This window comes from Pseudomonas botevensis (genome assembly GCF_019145475.1).
GTDB lineage: Bacteria > Pseudomonadota > Gammaproteobacteria > Pseudomonadales > Pseudomonadaceae > Aquipseudomonas > Aquipseudomonas botevensis.
This window is the reverse complement of record NZ_JAHTKI010000011.1, coordinates 117983-138902: the sequence shown is the minus strand read 5'-3', so window position 1 is coordinate 138902 and position 20920 is coordinate 117983. Positions and strand designations below refer to the sequence as shown.

23 protein-coding genes are annotated in these 20920 nt (G+C 62.0%); all 23 read left to right on the top strand.

All coding sequences use genetic code 11. The annotated features are described in order from the left end of the window. Window positions 1–28 precede the first annotated feature (28 nt). Window positions 29–535 (top strand): flagellar basal body-associated protein FliL, encoded by a 507-nt coding sequence (gene fliL / locus KVQ74_RS16325; protein WP_217832200.1) that lies wholly within the window; start codon window positions 29–31, stop codon window positions 533–535. A 9-nt stretch (window positions 536–544) separates the two neighbouring features. Next, window positions 545–1513, top strand: coding sequence for a flagellar motor switch protein FliM (gene fliM / locus KVQ74_RS16320; RefSeq protein ID WP_003222890.1), 969 nt, complete (start codon window positions 545–547; stop codon window positions 1511–1513). 56 nt (window positions 1514–1569) lie between these two features. After that, a complete protein-coding gene (gene fliN, locus KVQ74_RS16315) occupies window positions 1570–2028 on the top strand; it encodes a flagellar motor switch protein FliN (protein WP_404822688.1) in 459 nt (152 codons plus the stop codon). Continuing rightward, the gene (fliO, locus tag KVQ74_RS16310; RefSeq protein ID WP_217832198.1) at window positions 2029–2475 is read left to right on the top strand and encodes a flagellar biosynthetic protein FliO; all 447 of its coding nucleotides are present in this window, start codon (window positions 2029–2031) and stop codon (window positions 2473–2475) included. Continuing rightward, a complete protein-coding gene (fliP, locus tag KVQ74_RS16305) occupies window positions 2475–3233 on the top strand; it encodes a flagellar type III secretion system pore protein FliP (RefSeq protein WP_217832197.1) in 759 nt (252 codons plus the stop codon). The genes fliO and fliP overlap by 1 nt, the downstream gene beginning before the upstream one ends. Continuing rightward, the gene (gene fliQ / locus KVQ74_RS16300; RefSeq protein ID WP_217832196.1) at window positions 3230–3499 is read left to right on the top strand and encodes a flagellar biosynthesis protein FliQ; all 270 of its coding nucleotides are present in this window, start codon (window positions 3230–3232) and stop codon (window positions 3497–3499) included. Before fliP ends, fliQ begins: the two co-directional genes overlap by 4 nt. 3 nt (window positions 3500–3502) lie before the next feature. Next, window positions 3503–4288 (top strand): flagellar biosynthetic protein FliR, encoded by a 786-nt coding sequence (gene fliR / locus KVQ74_RS16295; protein WP_217832195.1) that lies wholly within the window; start codon window positions 3503–3505, stop codon window positions 4286–4288. Window positions 4289–4291: 3 nt separating this feature from the next. Next, window positions 4292–5431 carry a flagellar biosynthesis protein FlhB gene (flhB, locus tag KVQ74_RS16290; RefSeq protein WP_217832194.1) on the top strand — a complete coding sequence of 380 codons (1140 nt, stop codon included), beginning with the start codon at window positions 4292–4294 and terminating at the stop codon, window positions 5429–5431. Between the two features lie 173 nt (window positions 5432–5604). Further along, a complete protein-coding gene (locus KVQ74_RS16285) occupies window positions 5605–6264 on the top strand; it encodes a hypothetical protein (protein WP_217832193.1) in 660 nt (219 codons plus the stop codon). Window positions 6265–6451: 187 nt separating this feature from the next. Beyond that, a complete protein-coding gene (gene flhA / locus KVQ74_RS16280; RefSeq protein WP_217832192.1) occupies window positions 6452–8581 on the top strand; it encodes a flagellar biosynthesis protein FlhA in 2130 nt (709 codons plus the stop codon). A gap of 11 nt (window positions 8582–8592) precedes the next feature. Beyond that, window positions 8593–9936: a flagellar biosynthesis protein FlhF gene (flhF, locus tag KVQ74_RS16275; RefSeq protein ID WP_217832191.1), complete on the top strand. Its 1344-nt coding sequence runs from the start codon at window positions 8593–8595 to the stop codon at window positions 9934–9936. A 113-nt stretch (window positions 9937–10049) separates the two neighbouring features. Next, entirely contained in the window at window positions 10050–10880 is an 831-nt protein-coding gene (gene fleN / locus KVQ74_RS16270) for a flagellar synthesis regulator FleN (RefSeq protein WP_003222917.1), read from the top strand. Continuing rightward, entirely contained in the window at window positions 10877–11617 is a 741-nt protein-coding gene (fliA, locus tag KVQ74_RS16265; protein ID WP_003222919.1) for an RNA polymerase sigma factor FliA, read from the top strand. The genes fleN and fliA overlap by 4 nt, the downstream gene beginning before the upstream one ends. 167 nt (window positions 11618–11784) lie before the next feature. After that, window positions 11785–12156, top strand: coding sequence for a chemotaxis response regulator CheY (locus KVQ74_RS16260; protein WP_003183998.1), 372 nt, complete (start codon window positions 11785–11787; stop codon window positions 12154–12156). Window positions 12157–12177: 21 nt separating this feature from the next. Beyond that, window positions 12178–12966, top strand: coding sequence for a protein phosphatase CheZ (locus KVQ74_RS16255; protein WP_217832190.1), 789 nt, complete (start codon window positions 12178–12180; stop codon window positions 12964–12966). 39 nt (window positions 12967–13005) lie between these two features. Beyond that, a complete protein-coding gene (locus KVQ74_RS16250; protein WP_217832189.1) occupies window positions 13006–15300 on the top strand; it encodes a chemotaxis protein CheA in 2295 nt (764 codons plus the stop codon). Between the two features lie 49 nt (window positions 15301–15349). Further along, window positions 15350–16498 carry a protein-glutamate methylesterase/protein-glutamine glutaminase gene (locus KVQ74_RS16245; RefSeq protein ID WP_217832188.1) on the top strand — a complete coding sequence of 383 codons (1149 nt, stop codon included), beginning with the start codon at window positions 15350–15352 and terminating at the stop codon, window positions 16496–16498. Further along, complete coding sequence (locus KVQ74_RS16240) at window positions 16498–17238, top strand: flagellar motor protein (protein ID WP_085710490.1); 741 nt, start codon at window positions 16498–16500, stop codon at window positions 17236–17238. The genes KVQ74_RS16245 and KVQ74_RS16240 overlap by 1 nt, the downstream gene beginning before the upstream one ends. 15 nt (window positions 17239–17253) lie before the next feature. Then, window positions 17254–18144: a flagellar motor protein MotD gene (gene motD, locus KVQ74_RS16235; protein WP_217832187.1), complete on the top strand. Its 891-nt coding sequence runs from the start codon at window positions 17254–17256 to the stop codon at window positions 18142–18144. Window positions 18145–18187: 43 nt separating this feature from the next. Then, a complete protein-coding gene (locus KVQ74_RS16230) occupies window positions 18188–18976 on the top strand; it encodes a ParA family protein (protein WP_011333076.1) in 789 nt (262 codons plus the stop codon). A 2-nt stretch (window positions 18977–18978) separates the two neighbouring features. After that, a complete protein-coding gene (locus KVQ74_RS16225) occupies window positions 18979–19941 on the top strand; it encodes a CheW domain-containing protein (RefSeq protein ID WP_217832186.1) in 963 nt (320 codons plus the stop codon). A gap of 74 nt (window positions 19942–20015) precedes the next feature. Beyond that, on the top strand, window positions 20016–20501 hold the full coding sequence (locus KVQ74_RS16220) for a chemotaxis protein CheW (protein ID WP_007959223.1): 486 nt from the start codon (window positions 20016–20018) through the stop codon (window positions 20499–20501). Continuing rightward, entirely contained in the window at window positions 20502–20894 is a 393-nt protein-coding gene (locus KVQ74_RS16215; protein ID WP_217832185.1) for a DUF2802 domain-containing protein, read from the top strand. It abuts the gene before it with no gap. The last annotated feature ends 26 nt before the right edge of the window (window positions 20895–20920 follow it).

Below are 20920 nucleotides of genomic sequence, written 5' to 3'. Positions count from 1 at the left end.
AAAACCCGATTAGTGACGGATTATTGGCATGGCGAAGAGCGAAGCAGCAGCAGTAAAAGACCCCGCAACCAAAGGCAAACTCAAGCTGATCATCGTGATCGTGCTGGCGCTGCTGTTGGCGATCGGCGCGTCCGTGGGGGCCACTTGGTTCTTCATGCACAGCGCTCAGAGCAAGCCTGCCGAAGCCGCCGCCCAAGCCGCGCCGGTCGGCAAGCAGCCGGCGATCTTCGAGCCGATGGCACCGGCGTTCGTCGCCAACTACAACCAGAACGGCCGTCAGCGCTACATGCAGGTGAGCATCACCATGCTGGCGCGTAATCAGGCGGATCTGGAAGCGCTCAAGGTGCACATGCCGGTGATCCGCAACAACCTGGTGATGCTCTTCTCCGGTCAGGATTTCGCCACCCTGGCGACGCCGGTCGGTCAGGAAATGTTGCGTCAGAAGGCCACGGCCAGCGTCCAGGAAGTGGCGCAGAAAGAGCTGGGCAAAGTGGTGATCGAACAGTTGCTTTTCACTAATTTCGTATTGCAGTAGGAACACGACATGGCCGTGCAGGATCTGCTGTCCCAGGATGAAATCGACGCGCTGTTGCATGGTGTCGACGATGGTCTGGTACAGACCGATAACGCTGCCGAACCCGGCAGTGTCAAAAGCTACGACCTGACCAGCCAGGATCGCATCGTCCGCGGACGCATGCCGACCCTGGAGATGATCAACGAGCGTTTTGCCCGCTACACCCGCATCAGCATGTTCAACATGCTGCGTCGCTCGGCGGACGTTGCCGTCGGTGGCGTGCAGGTGATGAAGTTCGGCGAATACGTACACTCGCTGTACGTGCCGACCAGTCTCAACCTGGTCAAGATCAAGCCGCTGCGCGGCACCGCGCTGTTCATTCTGGACGCCAAACTGGTGTTCAAGCTGGTGGACAACTTCTTCGGCGGCGACGGCCGTCACGCCAAGATCGAAGGGCGTGAATTCACCCCGACCGAGCTGCGTGTGGTGCGCATGGTGCTGGAGCAGGCGTTCGTCGACCTGAAGGAAGCCTGGCAGGCGATCATGGAAGTCAACTTCGAGTACATCAACTCGGAAGTGAACCCGGCCATGGCCAACATCGTCGGCCCGAGCGAAGCCATTGTGGTCTCGACCTTCCACATCGAACTCGATGGCGGTGGCGGCGACCTGCACGTGACCATGCCGTATTCGATGATCGAGCCGGTTCGCGAAATGCTCGACGCCGGTTTCCAGTCCGATCTCGACGACCAGGACGAGCGCTGGGTCAACGCCCTGCGCCAGGACGTGCTCGACGTCGACGTGCCGATCGGTGCCACCGTTGCCCGTCGCCAGCTGAAGCTGCGCGACATCCTGCACATGCAGCCGGGGGATGTGATCCCGGTTGAGATGCCGGAAGACATGATCATGCGCGCCAACGGCGTGCCGGCCTTCAAGGTCAAGATGGGCTCGCACAAAGGCAACCTCGCGTTGCAGGTGATCGAGCCGATCGAGCGTCGCTGAAGCGGCGCCCCAACCCCTGATTCTTTACCGGTTTTTTTGCCCGCCGAGGACAAATGATGAATGACGATATGAACACCCAGGACGACCAGGCACTGGCCGATGAATGGGCTGCGGCCCTGGAAGAAACCGGCGAAGCCGGGCAGGCCGATATCGATGCGCTGCTGGCCGCCGATGCGGGCACTTCCAGCTCCAACCGTCTGCCGATGGAAGAGTTCGGCAGCGTGCCGAAGAACAACGACCCGGTGTCCCTGGACGGTCCGAACCTGGATGTGATTCTCGACATCCCGGTGTCGATCTCGATGGAAGTGGGCAGCACCGACATCAACATCCGCAACCTGCTGCAACTCAACCAAGGCTCGGTGATCGAGCTGGATCGTCTGGCCGGCGAGCCGCTGGATGTGCTGGTCAACGGCACGCTCATCGCCCACGGCGAAGTGGTGGTGGTCAACGAAAAGTTCGGCATCCGCCTGACTGACGTGATCAGCCCGAGCGAACGCATCAAGAAGCTGCGCTGAGTGAAAACGTTTCTCTGGGCTCTGCTGGCGCTGCCGGTCGGCGTCATGGCGGCCGAACCGGCTGCCACGAGCGCTGCGGTCGTGGCACCGGCGGTCGGCAGCGGCGTTGCCGGGCAACTGACGCAACTGGTGTTCGGCCTGCTGCTGGTGCTGGGGTTGATCTTCTTCCTCGCCTGGCTGCTGCGTCGGGTGCAGCAGGCCGGTCCCGCCGGCAAGGGGCAGGTGATCGAGCTGATCGGTTCCCGCGCGCTCGGTCCGCGTGACCGGCTGATGCTGGTTCAGGTCGGCAACGAGCAAATCCTGCTCGGCCTCAGCCCTGGCACGATCACCGCGCTGCATGTGCTCAAGGAGCCGGTGCAGGTGCCGGTCACCAGCGAAAAAGCGACCCCGGAATTTGCCCAGCATCTGTTGAAGATCCTCGGCAAGGATCAAAAGGATAAGAAGTAATGGGTGCGTTGCGCATCGTCTTGACCATGGCCCTGATGCTGGCCGCGCCGCTGGCGTTCGCCGCCGATCCGTTGTCGATTCCGGCGATTACCCTGGGCACCAATGCCGAGGGCGCGCAGGAGTATTCGGTCAGCCTGCAGATCCTGCTGATCATGACGGCGCTGAGCTTCATTCCGGCGTTCGTCATCCTGATGACCAGCTTCACCCGGATCATCATCGTTTTCTCGATCCTGCGTCAGGCCCTGGGCCTGCAACAGACGCCGTCGAACCAGATCCTCACCGGCATGGCGCTGTTCCTGACCCTGTTCATCATGGCCCCGGTGTTCGATCGGGTGAACCAGGATGCCTTGCAGCCGTATCTGGCGGAGAAACTCACCGCTCAGCAAGCGGTGGAAAAGGCTCAGGTGCCGATCAAGGACTTCATGCTCGCCCAGACCCGCTCCAGCGATCTGGAACTGTTCATGCGTCTGTCCAAGCGCACCGACATCGCCACGCCTGAGCAGGCGCCGCTGACCATTCTGGTGCCGGCGTTCGTCACCTCCGAACTGAAGACCGCGTTCCAGATCGGCTTCATGATCTTCATTCCGTTCCTGATCATCGACCTCGTTGTCGCGAGTGTGCTGATGGCGATGGGGATGATGATGCTGTCGCCGCTGATCATTTCCTTGCCGTTCAAAATCATGCTGTTCGTGCTGGTGGATGGTTGGGCGCTGATTATCGGCACCCTGGCCAGCAGTTTTGGAGGTGTTTCGCCATGACCCCTGAAGTGGCGGTCGACATTTTTCGCGAAGCCTTGTGGCTGACCACCATGATGGTCGCGATCCTGGTGGTGCCGAGCCTGCTGGTGGGCCTGCTGGTATCGATGTTCCAGGCAGCGACGCAGATCAACGAACAGACCCTGAGCTTCCTGCCGCGTCTTTTGGTGATGCTGGTGACCCTGATCGTCGCCGGCCCGTGGCTGGTGCAGACGTTCATGGAGTACATCATCGGCTTGTACAAAAACATTCCGATGGTTATCGGCTGAGTCATGCAGTCGCTGCTTCAGTTGACCGACACCCAGATCAGTACCTGGGTGGCGTCGTTCATGCTGCCGCTGTTTCGCATCGCATCGATGCTGATGGTGATGCCGGTGTTCGGCACCACGCTGGTTCCCCGACGCATTCGTCTGTACTTCGCCGTGGCGATCACCGTGGTGATCGCGCCTGGCCTGCCGCCGATGCCGGCGGTCAGTCCGCTGGACCTGAGCGGTCTGCTGCTGATCGGTGAGCAGATTCTGGTCGGCGCGGTGCTCGGGTTTTCCCTGCAACTGTTTTTCCAGGCTTTCGTGGTGGCGGGGCAGATCGTCGCGATCCAGATGGGCATGGGTTTCGCCTCGATGATCGACCCCACCAACGGCGTGTCGGTGGCGGTGATCGGGCAGTTTTTCACCATGCTGGTGACCCTGCTGTTTTTGGGCATGAACGGTCATCTGGTGGTGTTCGAGGTGCTCACCGAAAGCTTCACCACGCTGCCGGTCGGCGGCGGTCTGATGACCGCGCATTACTGGGAGCTGGCCGGCAAGCTCGGCTGGGTGCTCGGCGCGGCATTGCTGCTGGTGTTGCCGGCGGTCACGGCGCTGCTGGTGGTCAACATCGCGTTCGGCGTGATGACCCGCGCGGCGCCGCAACTGAACATCTTCTCGATCGGTTTTCCGCTGACCCTGGTGCTCGGCCTCTTCATCGTCTGGGTCGGTCTGGCGGACATTCTCAACCAGTATCAACCGCTGGCCGCCGAGGCCTTGCAGTTGCTGCGTGAACTGGCAAAGGCGAGCTGAGTCATGGCCGAAAGCGAAAGCGGTCAGGATAAGACGGAAGACCCCACGGAGAAGCGCAAAAAGGACTCTCGCGAGAAGGGCGAGGTGGCGCGCTCCAAGGAACTCAACACGCTGGCGATCATGCTTGCCGGCTCGGCGGCGCTGCTGATTTTCGGCGGCATGCTGGCCGAGGACCTGATGGAGCTGATGCGCCTGAACTTCACCCTGTCGCGCGAAGTGGTCATGGATCAGGGCTCCATGGGCAAGTTTCTGATGCAGTCGGGGCTGATGGCGCTGCTGGCGATTCAGCCGATCATGATTACGCTGCTGATTGCCGCATTCCTGGGGCCGATTGCGCTGGGTGGCTGGCTGTTCGCCGCCGGCTCCCTGGCGCCCAAGTTCAGCCGGATGAACCCGCTGTCCGGGTTCAAGCGCATGTTTTCCAGCAAATCGGTGATCGAGCTGCTCAAGGCGCTGGCCAAGTTCCTGATCACGTTGGCGGTGGCGCTGGTGGTGTTGTCCGGCGACGTCGACGACCTGTTGCGCATTGCCCACGAACCGCTTGAGCAGGCGATCATCCATAGCGTGCTGCTGGTGGGCTGGAGCACGCTATGGCTGGCGTGCGGGCTGATCATCATCGCGGCGGTCGATGTGCCGGTGCAGATCTGGGAGAGCATCAAGAAGCTCAAGATGACCAAGCAGGAAGTGCGCGACGAGCACAAGGACCAGGAGGGCCGCCCGGAGGTCAAGCAGCGCATTCGCCAGACCCAGCGCGAGATGTCGCAGCGGCGGATGATGGCGGCGATTCCGGATGCCGACGTGGTCATCACCAACCCGACCCACTACGCCGTGGCGCTCAAGTACGACGCCGACAAGGGCGGGGCGCCGGTGTTGCTGGCCAAGGGCAGCGATTTCCTGGCACTGAAAATCCGCGAAATCGCCGTGGCCAACAATGTCATGCTGCTTGAGTCGCCGGGCCTGGCGCGTTCGATCTACTACTCCACCGAGCTGGAGCAGGAGATCCCCGGCGGCCTGTATCTGGCGGTCGCCCAGGTGCTGGCCTACGTCTACCAGATCCGCCAATACCGCGCGGGCAAGGGCAAGCGCCCGGATCCGCTCAAGGACGACCTGCCGATCCCGCCGGATCTGCGCCGCGATTCCTGACTGTGCATTTCGTCTGAAAACCCTTCGCACCTGACAGTTCTGACAGTAGACGGCCGCCGGTCCAGGCGTTTTCATGGGGGCGGGAATCGTTCCCGCTGGATGTCTCGCCGTGGACGCTTGTGGCAGGTGCTGAGAGCGTTCGAGATGCTCGCGTCTTGTCAGAGGAAGCCATCATGGTTGAGCGTCTGTATCGAAAGGTCCCGGGGATGGCGTTGGATTTCGTCTCCGGTGAGCTGATGGAAAATGCCAGTGAAAGGGCGATGGGGTATCGGGTCGTCTTCAATCTGCGCATGGACTTTTTGAACTTCAAGGTCATGGCGGACCAGTACATTCCCGGCTATCTGGACGCGCCGCTCAATGCGATCCGGCCCGAGTTCGATGGGTTGGCCTATCACCATGCTTACAATTACTTCTTCGACTGGGCAGGACGTATTCGCGATAACGCGGCGTTGTTCCGGGTTTTCAGCGATGCGGATTACTACTCGGCCGCGTGGTCGAGCGGCGGGCTCGAACAGCGGTACGACAAGCCCGAGCTCAAAATGACCGGAGACACCTTGCAGATCACGGCGGGCAAGTATTTTCGCCATGAGGACGGGCGGCCGGTGCAGGTCGGTGAACTGCCGGTCGCTCGTTTCCAGGCGGCCCTCAACCTGATGCACAGTGATGTTTTGTCCGGGGACACGGCGCCGTACACGGTTGTCGTGTTGGGTTATGCCGAAGAAGACATGGTGGATGTGGAAGGTGTCCCGATGAATCGCGGGATGCGCTACATGAAAACCCATCAACTGACGTTGGGGTCGATTGCGCCCGAACAGATTCTCACCGCCGGTTGATCTGCCCGCCACGGGCCTGTTTGCGAGAGCGTCGGCAGGCCCGTTTTCACTGATGCAATCCTTGCGCAAAAATCCCGATAAACCCCTCTGTTTCAATCCTGTGCAAAAGTTGGAAGGCTTTTTGCAGTAGCCGCCGTGCGCCTGCTTCGGGCGTCAAAAGTTTGCTTTAAAGGAACGGGGAAAACCGGTGGATCGCTCTCAGTTAATCAACAGTGCTCGCTCGAACATTGCCGAACTCAGTCGCGGCAATCTGGGCGTGCCGCTGTTGCTGCTGGTCATGCTGGCCATGATGATGCTGCCGGTGCCGCCGTTCCTGCTCGACGTGTTCTTCACCTTCAACATCGCCCTGTCGATCGTGGTGCTGCTGGTCTGCGTGTACGCCCTGCGGCCGCTGGATTTTGCGGTGTTCCCGACGATCCTGCTGGTGGCGACGCTGTTGCGACTGGCGCTGAACGTGGCGTCGACACGGGTGGTGATGCTCCACGGTCAGGACGGCCACGCCGCCGCCGGTAAGGTGATCCAGGCCTTCGGTGAGGTGGTGATCGGCGGTAACTACGTGGTCGGTATCGTGGTCTTCGCGATCCTGATGATCATCAACTTCGTCGTGGTCACCAAGGGTGCCGGGCGGATTTCCGAGGTGAGCGCGCGCTTCACCCTCGATGCGATGCCCGGCAAGCAGATGGCGATCGACGCGGACCTCAACGCCGGCCTGATCGACCAGGCCCAGGCCAAGGCCCGCCGTCAGGAAGTCGCCCAGGAAGCCGAGTTCTACGGTTCCATGGACGGTGCCAGCAAGTTCGTGCGCGGTGACGCCATCGCCGGCCTGCTGATCCTGTTCATCAACCTGATCGGCGGCATGGCCGTCGGTATCTTCCAACACAACATGACCTTCGCCGACGCGGGCAAGGTTTACGCGCTGCTGACCATCGGTGACGGTTTGGTGGCGCAATTGCCATCACTGCTGCTCTCCACTGCTGCGGCGATCATGGTGACCCGTGCTTCCGGTTCGGAAGACATGGGCAAGCAGATCAACCGCCAGATGTTCGCCTCGCCCAAAGCGCTGGCCGTGGCCGCCGGACTGATGGCGGTCATGGGCCTGGTGCCGGGCATGCCGCACTTTTCGTTCCTGACCATGGCCGCCCTGGCCGCTGGCGGCGCGTACCTGTTCTGGAAAAAGCAGAACGCCGACAAGGTGCAGGCGTTGCAGGAGGTCAAACGTCAACAGGAGCTGCTGCCGTCGCCGGCCCGCGCCCTGGAAACCAAGGAGCTGGGCTGGGACGACGTGACTCCGATCGACATGATCGGCCTGGAGGTCGGCTATCGCCTGATTCCGCTGGTGGACCGCAACCAGGGCGGGCAACTGCTGGCGCGGATCAAGGGCGTGCGCAAGAAGCTGTCCCAGGACCTGGGCTTCCTGATGCCGACCGTCCACATTCGCGACAACCTCGATCTGGCACCGAGCGCTTATCGCCTGACCCTGATGGGCGTGATCCTCGCCGAAGCCGAGATCTACCCGGACCGCGAACTGGCGATCAACCCCGGCCAGGTCTACGGCTCGCTCAACGGCATCAACGCCAAGGATCCGGCTTTCGGCCTGGAAGCGGTGTGGATCGAAATCAGCCAGCGTGCCCAGGCGCAATCGCTGGGTTATACCGTGGTCGATGCCAGTACCGTGGTCGCCACTCACTTGAACCAGATTCTGTACAAGCACTCCAGCGAGCTGATCGGCCACGAAGAAGTGCAGCAACTGATGCAATTGCTGGCCAAGGGTTCGCCGAAACTGGCCGAAGAGTTGGTGCCGGGGGTGGTTTCGCTGTCGCAACTGCTCAAGGTTCTGCAGGCGCTGCTGGCCGAACATGTGCCGGTGCGCGATATCCGCAGCATCGCCGAAGCCATCGCCAACAACGCCGCCAAGAGTCAAGATACCGCCGCGCTGGTGGCTGCCGTGCGGGTTGGCGTATCCCGCGCCATCGTCCAAAGCATTGTAGGTACTGAGTCCGAGCTGCCTGTGATCACCTTGGAGCCAAGGTTGGAACAAATATTGCTCAATAGTCTGCAGAAGGCAGGACAAGGCTCGGAAGAGGGCGTTCTGCTGGAGCCAAGCATGGCCGAGAAGCTGCAACGTTCGCTCATCGAAGCGGCGCAGCGTCAGGAAATGCAAGGTCAGCCGGTGATCCTGTTGGTAGCAGGCCCGGTACGCGCGATGCTCTCGCGTTTTGGTCGCCTCGCCGTCCCCGGACTGCATGTGCTGGCCTACCAGGAAATTCCGGACAACAAGCAAGTGACCATCGTTGCGACAGTAGGGCCCAACGGCTGAGGTAGTGGTTTATGCAAGTTAAGCGTTTTTTCGCCGCCGATATGCGTCAGGCCATGAAGCTGGTTCGTGATGAGCTGGGCGCTGATGCCGCCATCATTGGCAACCGCCGCATTGCCGGCGGCGTCGAGCTGACGGCGGCGCTGGATTACAAACTGTCGGCGCTGGCGCCACGGGTGCCGAACATGGAACTCGAAGACGAGCTGCGCAAGACCCAGTCGCGCATCGTCACCGCCCAGGCCGAGCTGAGCCTGCGTGGCGAAGCCGACGGCAGCACCAATCGCCAGTTGTTCTCCGGGCTGCCGCTGACGGCCGGCCTGCCGCTGACCGCTGCCGAACCGTTGACCGAGCCGACCTACGCCGCGCCGAATCGCCCGGCCCCGGTGGCGCCTGCCCCGGCCGCTGCCGGTGTCGATCCGCGTGCGCTGGACTCGATGCGGTTCGAACTCAACAGCCTGCGCGAACTGATGGAAGTGCAGCTCGGCACCCTGGCCTGGAACCAGCTGCAAGGCAGCCGTCCGGCCCAGGCCAATCTTTACCGTCGCCTGCAACGGATCGGCCTGTCCGGCCCGCTGTCCCGTGATCTGCTGGCGATGATCAGCGATATCGAAGAGCCGCGTCAGGCCTGGCGCATGTTGCTCGCGCATCTGGCGCGGATGATCTCTGTTCCGGAAGTCGAGCCGCTGGAAGACGGCGGGGTGATTGCCATGGTCGGCCCGGCCGGCATGGGCAAGACCACCACGCTGGCCAAACTGGCTGCTCGCTACGTGCTCAAGTACGGCGCGCAGAACATTGCGCTGGTGAGCATGGACAGCTTCCGCATCGGTGCCCAGGAGCAGTTGAAGACGCTGGGGCGGATCCTCAATGTGTCGGTGACCCACGTCGACCCGGGCCAGTCCCTGGTGCAGGCGCTGGATCCGTTGCTGCGCAAGCGCGTGGTGCTGATCGACACCGCCGGCCTGCAGGCCAGCGACCCGGCCCTGCGCATGCAACTGGAAAGCCTGGCCGGTCGCGGCATCCGCTCGAAAAATTATCTGGTGCTGGCAACCACCAGCCAGAAACAGGTTCTAACCGCCGCTTATCACAGTTACAAGCGTTGCGGGCTCGCCGGGTGCATCCTGACTAAACTGGATGAAACGGCCAGTCTGGGCGAGGTGTTGAGCCTGGCGATCAGCCATGAACTGCCGGTCGCCTACCTGACCGATGGCCCGCGCATTCCGGATGATCTGCATCTGCCGCGCCGTCATCAACTGGTCAGCCGCGCCGTCAGCGTGCAAATGCAGGAAGAACCCAGCGAAGAAGCCATGGCTGACATGTTCGCTGATATCTACCACAGCCCGACCAAGCAGGTTGGCTGAGGTAATGAACAGTTTTTGTACCTACATCGATGGCTTGCCACGCATTGTTCCGGTTGTGAACGCGCAGCCAGTAATGTGGCCTCCGTCTATGCAAGACAAGGTAAAGAAATAACATGGGCAGCATGCATCCCGTACAGGTGATCGCGGTGACCGGCGGCAAAGGTGGCGTCGGCAAGACTAACGTGTCAGTGAACTTGTCTCTGGCGCTGGCAGAGCTTGGCCGTCGGGTCATGCTGCTGGACGCCGATCTGGGGCTGGCGAACGTCGACGTTCTGCTGGGGCTTACGCCAAAACGCACACTGGCCGACGTGATCGAAGGCCGCTGCGAGCTGCGCGACGTGCTGTTGCAGGGGCCAGGCGGGATCCGCATCGTGCCGGCCGCTTCCGGCACCCAGAGCATGGTTCACCTGAGCCCGGCGCAGCATGCCGGTCTGATCCAGGCCTTCAGCGATATCGGCGACAACCTCGACGTGCTGGTGATCGACACCGCTGCGGGTATCGGTGACTCGGTGGTCAGTTTTGTCCGCGCCGCCCAGGAAGTGCTGCTGGTGGTCTGCGACGAACCGACGTCCATCACTGACGCCTACGCGCTGATCAAACTGCTCAATCGCGACTACGGCATGAACCGCTTCCGCGTCCTCGCCAACATGGCGCAGAGCCCGCAGGAAGGGCGCAATCTGTTCGCCAAGTTGACCAAGGTCACTGATCGCTTCCTTGACGTCGCCCTACAATACGTCGGCGCGGTGCCTTACGACGAAAGCGTGCGCAAGGCGGTGCAGAAGCAGCGTGCGGTCTATGAAGCCTTTCCGCGTTCCAAGTGCGCGCTGGCGTTCAAGGCCATCGCCCAGAAGGTCGACACCTGGCCGCTGCCCGCCAACCCGCGTGGGCACCTCGAATTTTTCGTCGAGCGCCTCGTGCAGCAAACGGCAGGGCCAGTGCTATGACCGCCAGCGGTATGAACTACTACAAGAAGTCGGCACGTGACGCGCAGTACGAGCTGATCGAGCGTTACGCGCCACTGGTCAAACGCATTGCCTACCACTTGCTGGCGCGATTGCCGGCCAGTGTGCAGGTCGAGGACCTGATCCAGGCCGGGATGATCGGCCTGCTCGAAGTCTCGACCAAATACGACGCCAGCAAGGGCGCCAGTTTCGAAACGTACGCGGGCATCCGGATCCGCGGCGCGATGCTCGATGAAGTGCGCAAGGGGGACTGGGCGCCACGCTCGGTTCACCGCAACACCCGTATGGTCAGCGACGCGATTCGCGCAATTGAAGCTAAAACCGGCCGTGACGCTAAAGATCACGAGGTTGCGGCCGAACTCCAATTGAGTCTCGACGATTACTACGGGATTTTGAATGACACCTTGGGCAGCCGGCTGTTCAGTTTCGACGACCTGTTGCAGGACGGCGAACACGAAGGTCTGCACGAGGATGGCGCCAGTGCTCATCTGGAGCCGTCGCGCGATCTGGAAGACGAGCGATTCCAGGCCGCGCTGGCGGACGCGATTGCCAATTTGCCGGAGCGTGAGCGACTGGTGTTGGCGCTGTACTACGACGAAGAGCTGAACCTCAAGGAAATCGGTGAAGTCCTGGGCGTCAGTGAATCGCGGGTCAGCCAGTTACACAGCCAGTGCGCGGCCCGTTTGCGGGGGCGTTTGGGGGAGTGGCGAGCGCGCTGAGAGCCGTGTGGGGACGCTGCGAACGAGGCTGGTGCGGTGGTGAACGGCACCGGTCTCGATCTGTTGTGCTCCAGACAGTCTTTGAGTGCTTTGCCGGATTGATTGAAATGGCGCGTCCAGGTGCTGGGCGCGTTTAAGACTGCTTGGAGGTCGAATTGAACAAAGACATGAAAATCCTCATCGTTGACGATTTCTCGACGATGCGGCGGATCATCAAGAACCTGCTGCGTGATCTGGGGTTCACCAACACCGTTGAAGCGGACGATGGCACCACCGCCATTCCGGTGCTCAACAGCGGCAGCATCGACTTTCTGGTGACTGACTGGAACATGCCCGGCATGACCGGCATCGACCTGCTGCGTCACGTGCGCGCCGATGAAAAGCTCAAGCACCTGCCGGTGCTGATGGTGACCGCTGAAGCCAAGCGCGAACAGATCATCGAAGCGGCCCAGGCCGGCGTTAACGGCTACGTGGTCAAACCTTTCACAGCTCAGGCGCTGAAAGAAAAGATCGAGAAGATTTTCGAACGCATCGGCTGATGTACGCGCCCCGGGGGAGCTATGGAGCATAACGAATCTTCACAGGGCGACTTCGAGTCGACTCTGAAAAAACACGCGGTCGAACTGGTCGAAAGCCTTGAAAAAGGCAAGTTCGGCGAAGCCGTGCAACTGATCCATGAGCTCAATCAGACCCGCGACCGTGGCCTGTACCAGGAAGTGGGCAAGCTCACGCGTGAACTGCACAGCGCGATCGTCAATTTCCAGATCGATCCGCACATGCCGCAAGCCGAGGAAGTGTCGCAGATCACTGATGCGACCGAACGCCTGGGCTATGTGGTCAAGCTGACCGAGAACGCCGCCAACCGCACCATGGATCTGGTGGAGAGCGCCACGCCGGTGGTCAATGGCCTGGCTGACGAAGCCCAGGCGTTGAGTGCCGATTGGGGGCGTTTCATGCGCCGCGAAGTCGGTGCCGAAGAGTTCCGTGAACTGGCTCGCCGGGTCGACGGTTTTCTGGCACGCAGCAGCGCGGACAACCGCGCCGTATCGGCCAACCTGAACGACATTCTGCTGGCGCAGGATTACCAGGACCTCACCGGTCAGGTGATCAAGCGTGTGACCCAGTTGGTCACCGAAGTCGAAAGCAACCTGCTCAAACTCGTCCTCATGGCCAGTCAGGTGGACCGCTTCGCGGGCATCGAACATGACCGTGCGGCGATGCTTGCTGAAAAAGATCCACAAAAACATCTCTCGCAGGGTGAAGGTCCGCAGATTCATGCCGATAAACGAGAAGACGTTGTGTCCGGTCAGGACGATGTGGACGATTTGCTATCCAGCCTTGGATTTTGAGTTTTTTTGGGTTTTTAGACCTGTAGGAGCACCCCATTAATGAGCTTCGGCGCCGATGAAGAGATCCTTCAGGATTTCCTGGTTGAGGCCGGCGAGATTCTTGAGCAACTGTCCGAGCAACTGGTCGAGCTGGAAAGCCGTCCGGATGACGCGGATCTGCTCAACGCAATTTTTCGCGGTTTCCACACTGTAAAAGGGGGCGCCGGCTTCCTTCAGCTCAACGAGCTGGTGGAGTGCTGTCACATCGCCGAAAACGTGTTCGACATCCTGCGCAAGGGTGAGCGACGCGTAGATGCAGAACTGATGGACGTGGTGCTCGAAGCGCTGGACTCGGTGAACAGCATGTTCGGCGAAGTTCGCGATCGCAGCCCGATCACCGCTGCAACACCGGAACTGCTGGCGGCGCTGTCGCGTCTGGCCGAGCCGCAATCGGCTGATGAAGCCGTGGCCTCGCCGGTGGCCGAGATGATCGAGGAACTGGTCGTTGAAGACGCAGCCTCGGGCGACATCACCGATAACGAATTCGAACAGTTGCTGGACTCGCTGAGCGCCGTCAAGGCTGAAGCCGAGGCCCCGGCGGCCGTGGCTGCGCCGGTGCAGAGCGCCGATGAAGCGGCCAGCGATGAAATCACCGATGCCGAGTTCGAGTCGCTGCTCGACCAGCTCCACGGCAAGGGCCAGTTCGCCGCTGATGCGGTGGCCCCGGTGGCGGCCGCTCCTGCGGCGCCGGCGGCCGGCGACAGCTCCGACATTACCGACGATGAGTTCGAAGCCCTGCTCGATCAGTTGCACGGCAAAGGCAACTTCGCCGTCGAAGCACTGGAGTCGGCCATTGCTTCGGCCCCGGCGCCTGCCGCTCCGGCTGCGGCCGCTGCAGGCAGCGATCTGATCACCGATCACGAATTCGAATCGCTGCTCGACGAGCTGCACGGCAAAGGCAAGTTCACGGACGTCGCTAGCGGTGCGCCAGTTTCCGCCGGCAGCACTTCGGCCGTCGCCACGCCTGCTGCCGCCGCACCTGCCGCCAAGACTCCGGCGGCTGCGCCGAAGCCGGCCGCGAAAGCTGCCGAGCCGAAAGCCGAAGCGCCAAAACCGGCCGCTGCGGCCGCACCGGCACCCGCCCGTGCGCCGGCCTCGCCGCCACCGGAAAAACCGGCCAGTGAAGCCGAGACCACCGTGCGGGTCGACACCGCGCGTCTCGACGAAATCATGAACATGGTCGGCGAGCTGGTACTGGTGCGTAACCGTCTGGTGCGCCTGGGTCTCAACAGCGGCGACGAAGCCATGTCCAAGGCCGTGTCGAACCTCGACGTGGTCACGGCCGACTTGCAGACCGCGGTGATGAAGACCCGGATGCAGCCGATCAAGAAGGTCTTCGGGCGCTTCCCGCGTCTGGTTCGCGACCTGGCGCGTCAGCTCAAGAAAGAGATCAACCTGGAACTGGTGGGTGAAGAAACCGACCTCGACAAGAACCTCGTCGAGGCACTGGCCGACCCGCTGGTCCACTTGGTGCGCAACGCGGTCGACCACGGTATCGAGTCGCCGGAAGAGCGTGAAGCCTCGGGCAAGGCCCGTGGCGGCAAGGTGGTGCTCGCCGCCGAACAGGAAGGCGACCACATCCTGCTGTCGATTTCCGATGACGGCAAGGGCATGGACCCGAACGTCCTGCGTTCGATCGCGGTAAAACGCGGTGTGATGGACAAGGATGCGGCCGATCGCCTGAGCGACACCGAATGCTACAACCTGATCTTCGCCCCGGGCTTCTCGACCAAGACCGAGATTTCCGACGTGTCCGGCCGTGGCGTCGGCATGGACGTGGTGAAGACCAAGATTTCCCAGCTCAACGGTTCGATCAACATCTACTCGACCAAGGGCCAGGGTTCGAAGATCGTCATCAAGGTGCCGCTGACCCTGGCGATCATGCCGACCCTGATGGTGATGCTCGGCAACCAGGCGTTCGCGTTCCCTCTGGTGAACGTCAACGAAATCTTCCACCTCGACCTGTCGACCACCAACGTGGTGGATGGCCAGGAAGTGGTGATCGTGCGGGACAAGGCGCTGCCATTGTTCTACCTCAAGCGCTGGCTGGTCAGCTCCGCCGCTCACGAAGAGCAGCGCGAGGGCCATGTGGTGATCCTTTCGGTGGGCACCCAGCGGATCGGCTTCGTCGTCGATCAACTGGTCGGCCAGGAAGAGGTGGTCATCAAGCCGTTGGGCAAGATGCTCCAGGGAACTCCGGGCATGTCCGGCGCCACCATCACCGGTGACGGCCGCATTGCACTGATTCTCGATGTTCCGAGCATGCTCAAGCGTTACGCCGCACGGCGTATTTGAATCCGGGGCGGCGGGGCGACAACGTCTCGCCGCACCTAATGGAGTGTTTATGGCAGTCAAAGTCCTGGTGGTGGACGATTCGGGTTTTTTCCGCCGCCGCGTCTCGGAAATTCTTTCAGCGGATCCGAGCATCCAGGTCGTCGGTACGGCGACCAACGGTAAAGAGGCGATCGATCAGGCCCTGGCCCTCAAGCCGGACGTGATCACCATGGACTACGAGATGCCGATGATGGACGGCATCACGGCCGTGCGGCACATCATGCAGCGCTGCCCGACCCCGGTGTTGATGTTCTCCTCGCTGACCCACGAAGGCGCCCGGGTGACCCTGGATGCGCTGGATGCCGGCGCGGTGGATTTCCTGCCGAAGAATTTCGAAGACATCTCCCGCAACCCGGAGAAGGTCAAGCAGTTGCTGTGCGAGAAGGTTCACAGCATCTCGCGCAGTAACCGTCGTTTCAGCGCCTATAGCGCTCCGGCGCCGGCCGCTGCGCCTGCGCCGACACCCGCGCCTGCACCTGCGCCGTCGAGTTTCGCCAGCCATGGCAGCAGCGCTCCGGCCCGTCCGGCGCCAGCCCCTGTCCATGCACCGACCCGCACTCCGGCGGCCAGCGCTTCGTCGCCGGCCCCCAAGCGCAAGTCCTACAAACTGGTGGCGATCGGTACATCGACCGGCGGCCCGGTAGCCCTGCAACGGGTCCTGACCCAGTTGCCGGCGAACTTCCCGGCGCCGATCGTGCTGATCCAGCACATGCCGGCGGCGTTCACCAAGGCGTTCGCCGAGCGTCTGGACAAGCTGTGCCGCATCAGCGTCAAGGAAGCCGAGGATGGCGACATCCTGCGTCCGGGCCTGGCGCTGCTGGCGCCGGGTGGCAAGCAGATGATGATCGACGGCCGTGGTGCGGTGAAAATCCTGCCGGGCGACGAGCGTCTGAACTACAAGCCGTGCGTGGACATCACCTTCGGCTCCGCCGCGAAATCCTACGGCGACAAAGTTCTGGCGGTGGTGCTGACCGGCATGGGCGCCGATGGCCGTGAAGGCGCGCGTCTGCTCAAGCAGGGCGGCAGTTCGGTGTGGGCGCAGGACGAAGCCAGTTGCGTGATCTACGGCATGCCGATGGCGATCGTCAAAGCTGACCTCGCCGACGCGGTGTACGGCCTGGACGATATCGGCAAGCATCTGGTCGAGGCGTGCATCTGATGGATGTTCTAAGCCTTATCGGGATCATCATGGCGTTCGTCGCCATCATCGGCGGCAACTTCCTTGAAGGCGGCCACCTCGGCGCGCTGGCCAACGGCCCGGCGGCGCTGATCGTGCTGGGCGGCACCATCGGGGCCGCGCTGCTGCAATCGCCGATGAGCGCCTTCAAGCGCGCCATGCAGATTCTCGCCTGGATCTTCTTTCCGCCACGGGTGGATCTGGCCGGCGGTATCGACCGGGTGGTCAACTGGAGTCTCACCGCGCGCAAGGAAGGCCTGCTCGGCCTGGAAGGCGTGGCAGATGCCGAACCGGACGCCTACTCGCGCAAAGGCCTGCAACTGCTGGTCGACGGCGCCGAGCCGGAAGCGATCCGCAGCATCCTTGAAGTCGATTTCTACACCCAGGAAGCCCGCGACATCGAAGCTGCCAAGGTCTTCGAAAGCATGGGCGGCTACGCGCCGACCATCGGCATCATCGGGGCAGTGATGGGCCTGATCCACGTCATGGGCAACCTGGCCGATCCGTCGCAACTGGGCAACGGCATCGCCGTGGCGTTCGTCGCCACCATCTACGGTGTGGCGAGTGCCAACCTGGTGCTGCTGCCGGTCGCCGCCAAGCTCAAGTCAATCGCGTTGCGGCAGTCGCGTTATCGCGAAATGTTGTTGGAAGGTATTTTGTCGATCGCCGAAGGTGAAAACCCTCGCTCTATCGAGCTGAAGCTTCAGGGCTTCATGGATTGATGGGGGTAATGGACTATGGCTCGTCGTCGCCAGCATGAAGAACACGTCAACCACGAGCGCTGGCTTGTGTCGTACGCAGACTTCATCACGCTGCTGTTCGCTTTCTTTGTGGTGATGTACTCGATCTCGTCGATCAACGAAGGCAAGTACAAGATCATTTCCGAAGCGTTGATCGGGGTCTTCACCGACTCCGACCGCGCGCTCAAGCCGATCCCCATCGGCGAAGAACGACCGAAGACCGTGACCCCGGCCAAGCCGCTGGTCAAGGACAGCGAGCAGGTCGACGCCGGTATCGCCGGGGCCAGCGACCCTTTGAAAAGCATTGCCGACGACATCAGCGCCGCGTTCGGCGACCTGATCAGTTCCAACCAGATGACCGTGCGCGGCAACGAGCTGTGGGTCGAGATCGAGCTTAACTCCAGCCTGTTGTTCGGCAGCGGCGACGCGATGCCGAGCGACATCGCGTTCAGCATCATCGACAAGGTCGCAGCGATCCTCAAACCGTTCGACAACCCGATCCACGTCGAAGGCTTCACCGATGACCAGCCGATCCGCACCGCGCAGTACCCGACCAACTGGGAGCTGTCCTCGGCGCGTTCGGCGAGCATCGTGCGCATGCTGGCGATGCAGGGGGTGAACCCCGGTCGCCTGGCGTCGGTGGGCTACGGCGAATTCCAGCCGGTGGCCAACAATGCCACCGCCGAAGGCCGCGCGAAAAACCGTCGCGTGGTGCTGGTGGTGTCGCGAAACCTCGACGTGCGCCGCAGCCTCACCGGTACGGGCACCGCCAATGCAACACCGGACGCGGCATTGAAGCGCGCTGGCACACAAACTGCACCGACCCCGGTCAAGACGCCGGGACGCGAGAGTGCCGTCAATTCTCCGTCGCCCGCATTAATACGCTGAGCTATGTCTCGGCCGAGCATCTCGGCCGGGAGGAATGATCCGAATGAGAGTCTGGGCAGTCGCCAATCAAAAGGGTGGTGTCGGTAAAACCACTTCCTCCATCGCTTTAGCCGGGTTGCTGGCCGAGGCGGGCAAGCGCGTGGTTGTGGTCGATCTCGACCCCCACGGCTCGATGACCAGCTATTTCGGTTACGATCCCGACAGCCTGGAACACAGCAACTACGACCTGTTTCTGCACAAGGGCGGCGTGCCGCAAGGCCTGCCGGGGCAGTTGCTGCTGTCGACCAGCGACGAACGCATTTCCTTGTTGCCATCGAGCACCGCGCTGGCGACCCTCGAGCGCCAGTCGCCGGGGCAGAGTGGCCTGGGCCTGGTGATCGCCAAGAGTCTGGCGCAGCTGTGGCAGGATTTCGATTACGCGATCATCGACAGCCCGCCGCTGTTGGGCGTACTGATGGTCAACGCCCTGGCCGCCAGTCAGCAACTGGTGATCCCGGTGCAGACCGAACACCTGGCCGTCAAAGGTCTGGAGCGCATGGTCAACACCCTGGCAATGATCAACCGCTCGCGCAAACAGGCTCTGCCGTTCAGCATCGTGCCGACCCTGTTCGACCGCCGCACCCAGGCGTCGATGGGCACCCTGAGGGTGTTGCGGGACAAATTCCCCGACGAGATCTGGCAGGGTTACATCCCGGTCGATACCCGTCTGCGCGATGCCAGCCGTGCCGGTGTCACGCCTTCGCAGTTCGATGGCAAGAGCCGTGGCGTGTTGGCTTACCGCGCGTTGCTCAAGCATCTGCTGGCGCAGCAACTCGTTCCGCAGGTGGCCTGAGCATGAACCGGCCGATCAAACTGACTTCACGTCCGCAGATGGCTTTGCAGTCCTATCTGGACAGCTTGTTGCAGGACGTGCCGGAGGCGTTGCTGGACGAAGTCGAGGTGCAGGTCGAAGTGGTTGAAAGTGCCGCCGCGCTCGATGAATTCCAGGCAGCGGTGCTTGAAGAGCAGGCGCGCGATGCACAGGCGTCTGCCAGACCGGTGACAACGGTGGCGGCGCCAGCCCCGGCCCCGGTTGCCAGAGCGCCTGTGGCATTGATCGAAACCCCGGAACCTGTGCGGCCGGTTTCGACCCTCGCACCGCTGTTGCAAACCCGATTGCTGCAAACGACGCCGGAACCAGAACCCGCTCCCGCGCCGGTCGAGCCACAAGCGCCGGCCCCTGTGCAGGTTGAGCAAACGCTGGTTCCACCGCTGGTGGAAGTGCATCTGCCGCCGAGCAACACACCGCCGCCGGTGGACACCGATGGCCGTCCGGCCTGGGCCGCCGAAGCGTTCGAATGTCTGTTGTTCGACGTCGCCGGGCTGACCCTGGCGGTGCCGCTGGTGTGCCTGGGTTCGATCTATTCGCTGGCCGGCCACGAATTGACGCCGCTGTTCGGTCAGCCGGAATGGTTCCTCGGCATCCTGCCGAGCCAGGCTGGCAACCTGAAGGTACTGGACACCGCGCGCTGGGTCATGCCGGATCGTTATCGCGACGACTTCCGTCAGGGCTTGCAGTACGTGATTTCGGTGCAGGGCTACGAGTGGGGGCTGGCGGTGCATCAGGTCAGCCGCTCGCTGCGCCTGGACCCGAATGAAATCAAATGGAGAAGTCACCGAGGGCAGCGGCCATGGCTCGCCGGCACGGTGATTGAACACATGTGCGCCTTGCTCGATGTCGCCGCACTGGCCGAGTTGATCGCCAGCGGCGGGGCTAAGCACATGTCCGGCAGTAAGCCGAACCACAAACCGACATAAAAGACACGCGCTGGCCCTTGAAGCCGGCGCACCGAACACACACCGCCAGGCGCGGTTTTTCGAGGGGCTAGGGTATGAACGACAAGGCTACGGCGGCAAAGGGTTCCGAAGATCCGATCCTGCAATGGGTGACCTTCAAACTGGACAATGAAACCTACGGCATCAACGTGATGCGCGTTCAGGAAGTCCTGCGCTACACCGAAATCGCTCCGGTTCCGGGTGCGCCAAGCTACGTGCTGGGCATCATCAACCTGCGCGGCAACGTGGTGACCGTGATCGACACCCGTCAGCGCTTCGGCCTGATGAGCGGCGAGATCAGCGACAACACCCGTATCGTCATCATCGAGGCCGACAAGCAAGTGGTCGGGATCATGGTCGACAGCGTGGCTGAAGTGGTTTACCTGCGTCAGTCGGAAATCGAGACCGCGCCAAACGTCGGTAACGAAGAGTCGGCCAAGTTCATCCAGGGCGTATGCAACAAGAACAACGAGTTGCTGATCCTGGTCGAGCTGGACAAGATGATGAGCGAAGAAGAATGGTCGGAACTGGAGAATATCTGATTGATTCTCGAGGTAGCGGTCATTGTCCTGTTCCTTTTCTGGGCAGGCACGCTGGCGATGTTTCTGGCGTACATCAAGGCGCAGCGGCTGATCGCTGCGCAACAGGCCCAGGGCGATGCGCTGCGTGACCAGCGCATCAAGGACCTGGCCAAACGCGTCGACGATTACCAGAACGGCAACGTGCGCATGGGCGAAGCCCTGCACGAGTTGCGCGCGGTCGTCGGTCCGTTGCCGGACAAGATCATCCAGCTGGAACAGCGCGACCCCTCGAGCCTGTCGTTCGCCCAGGCGGCGAAACTGGTGGGCATGGGCGCGAGCGTCGATGAACTGACCCAGTCCTGCGGCTTGACCCAGGCTGAGGCAGAGTTGATGAGAAAGCTGCACAGAAGCTGATTTTTGCGTTGAAGCTGAAATCGCCC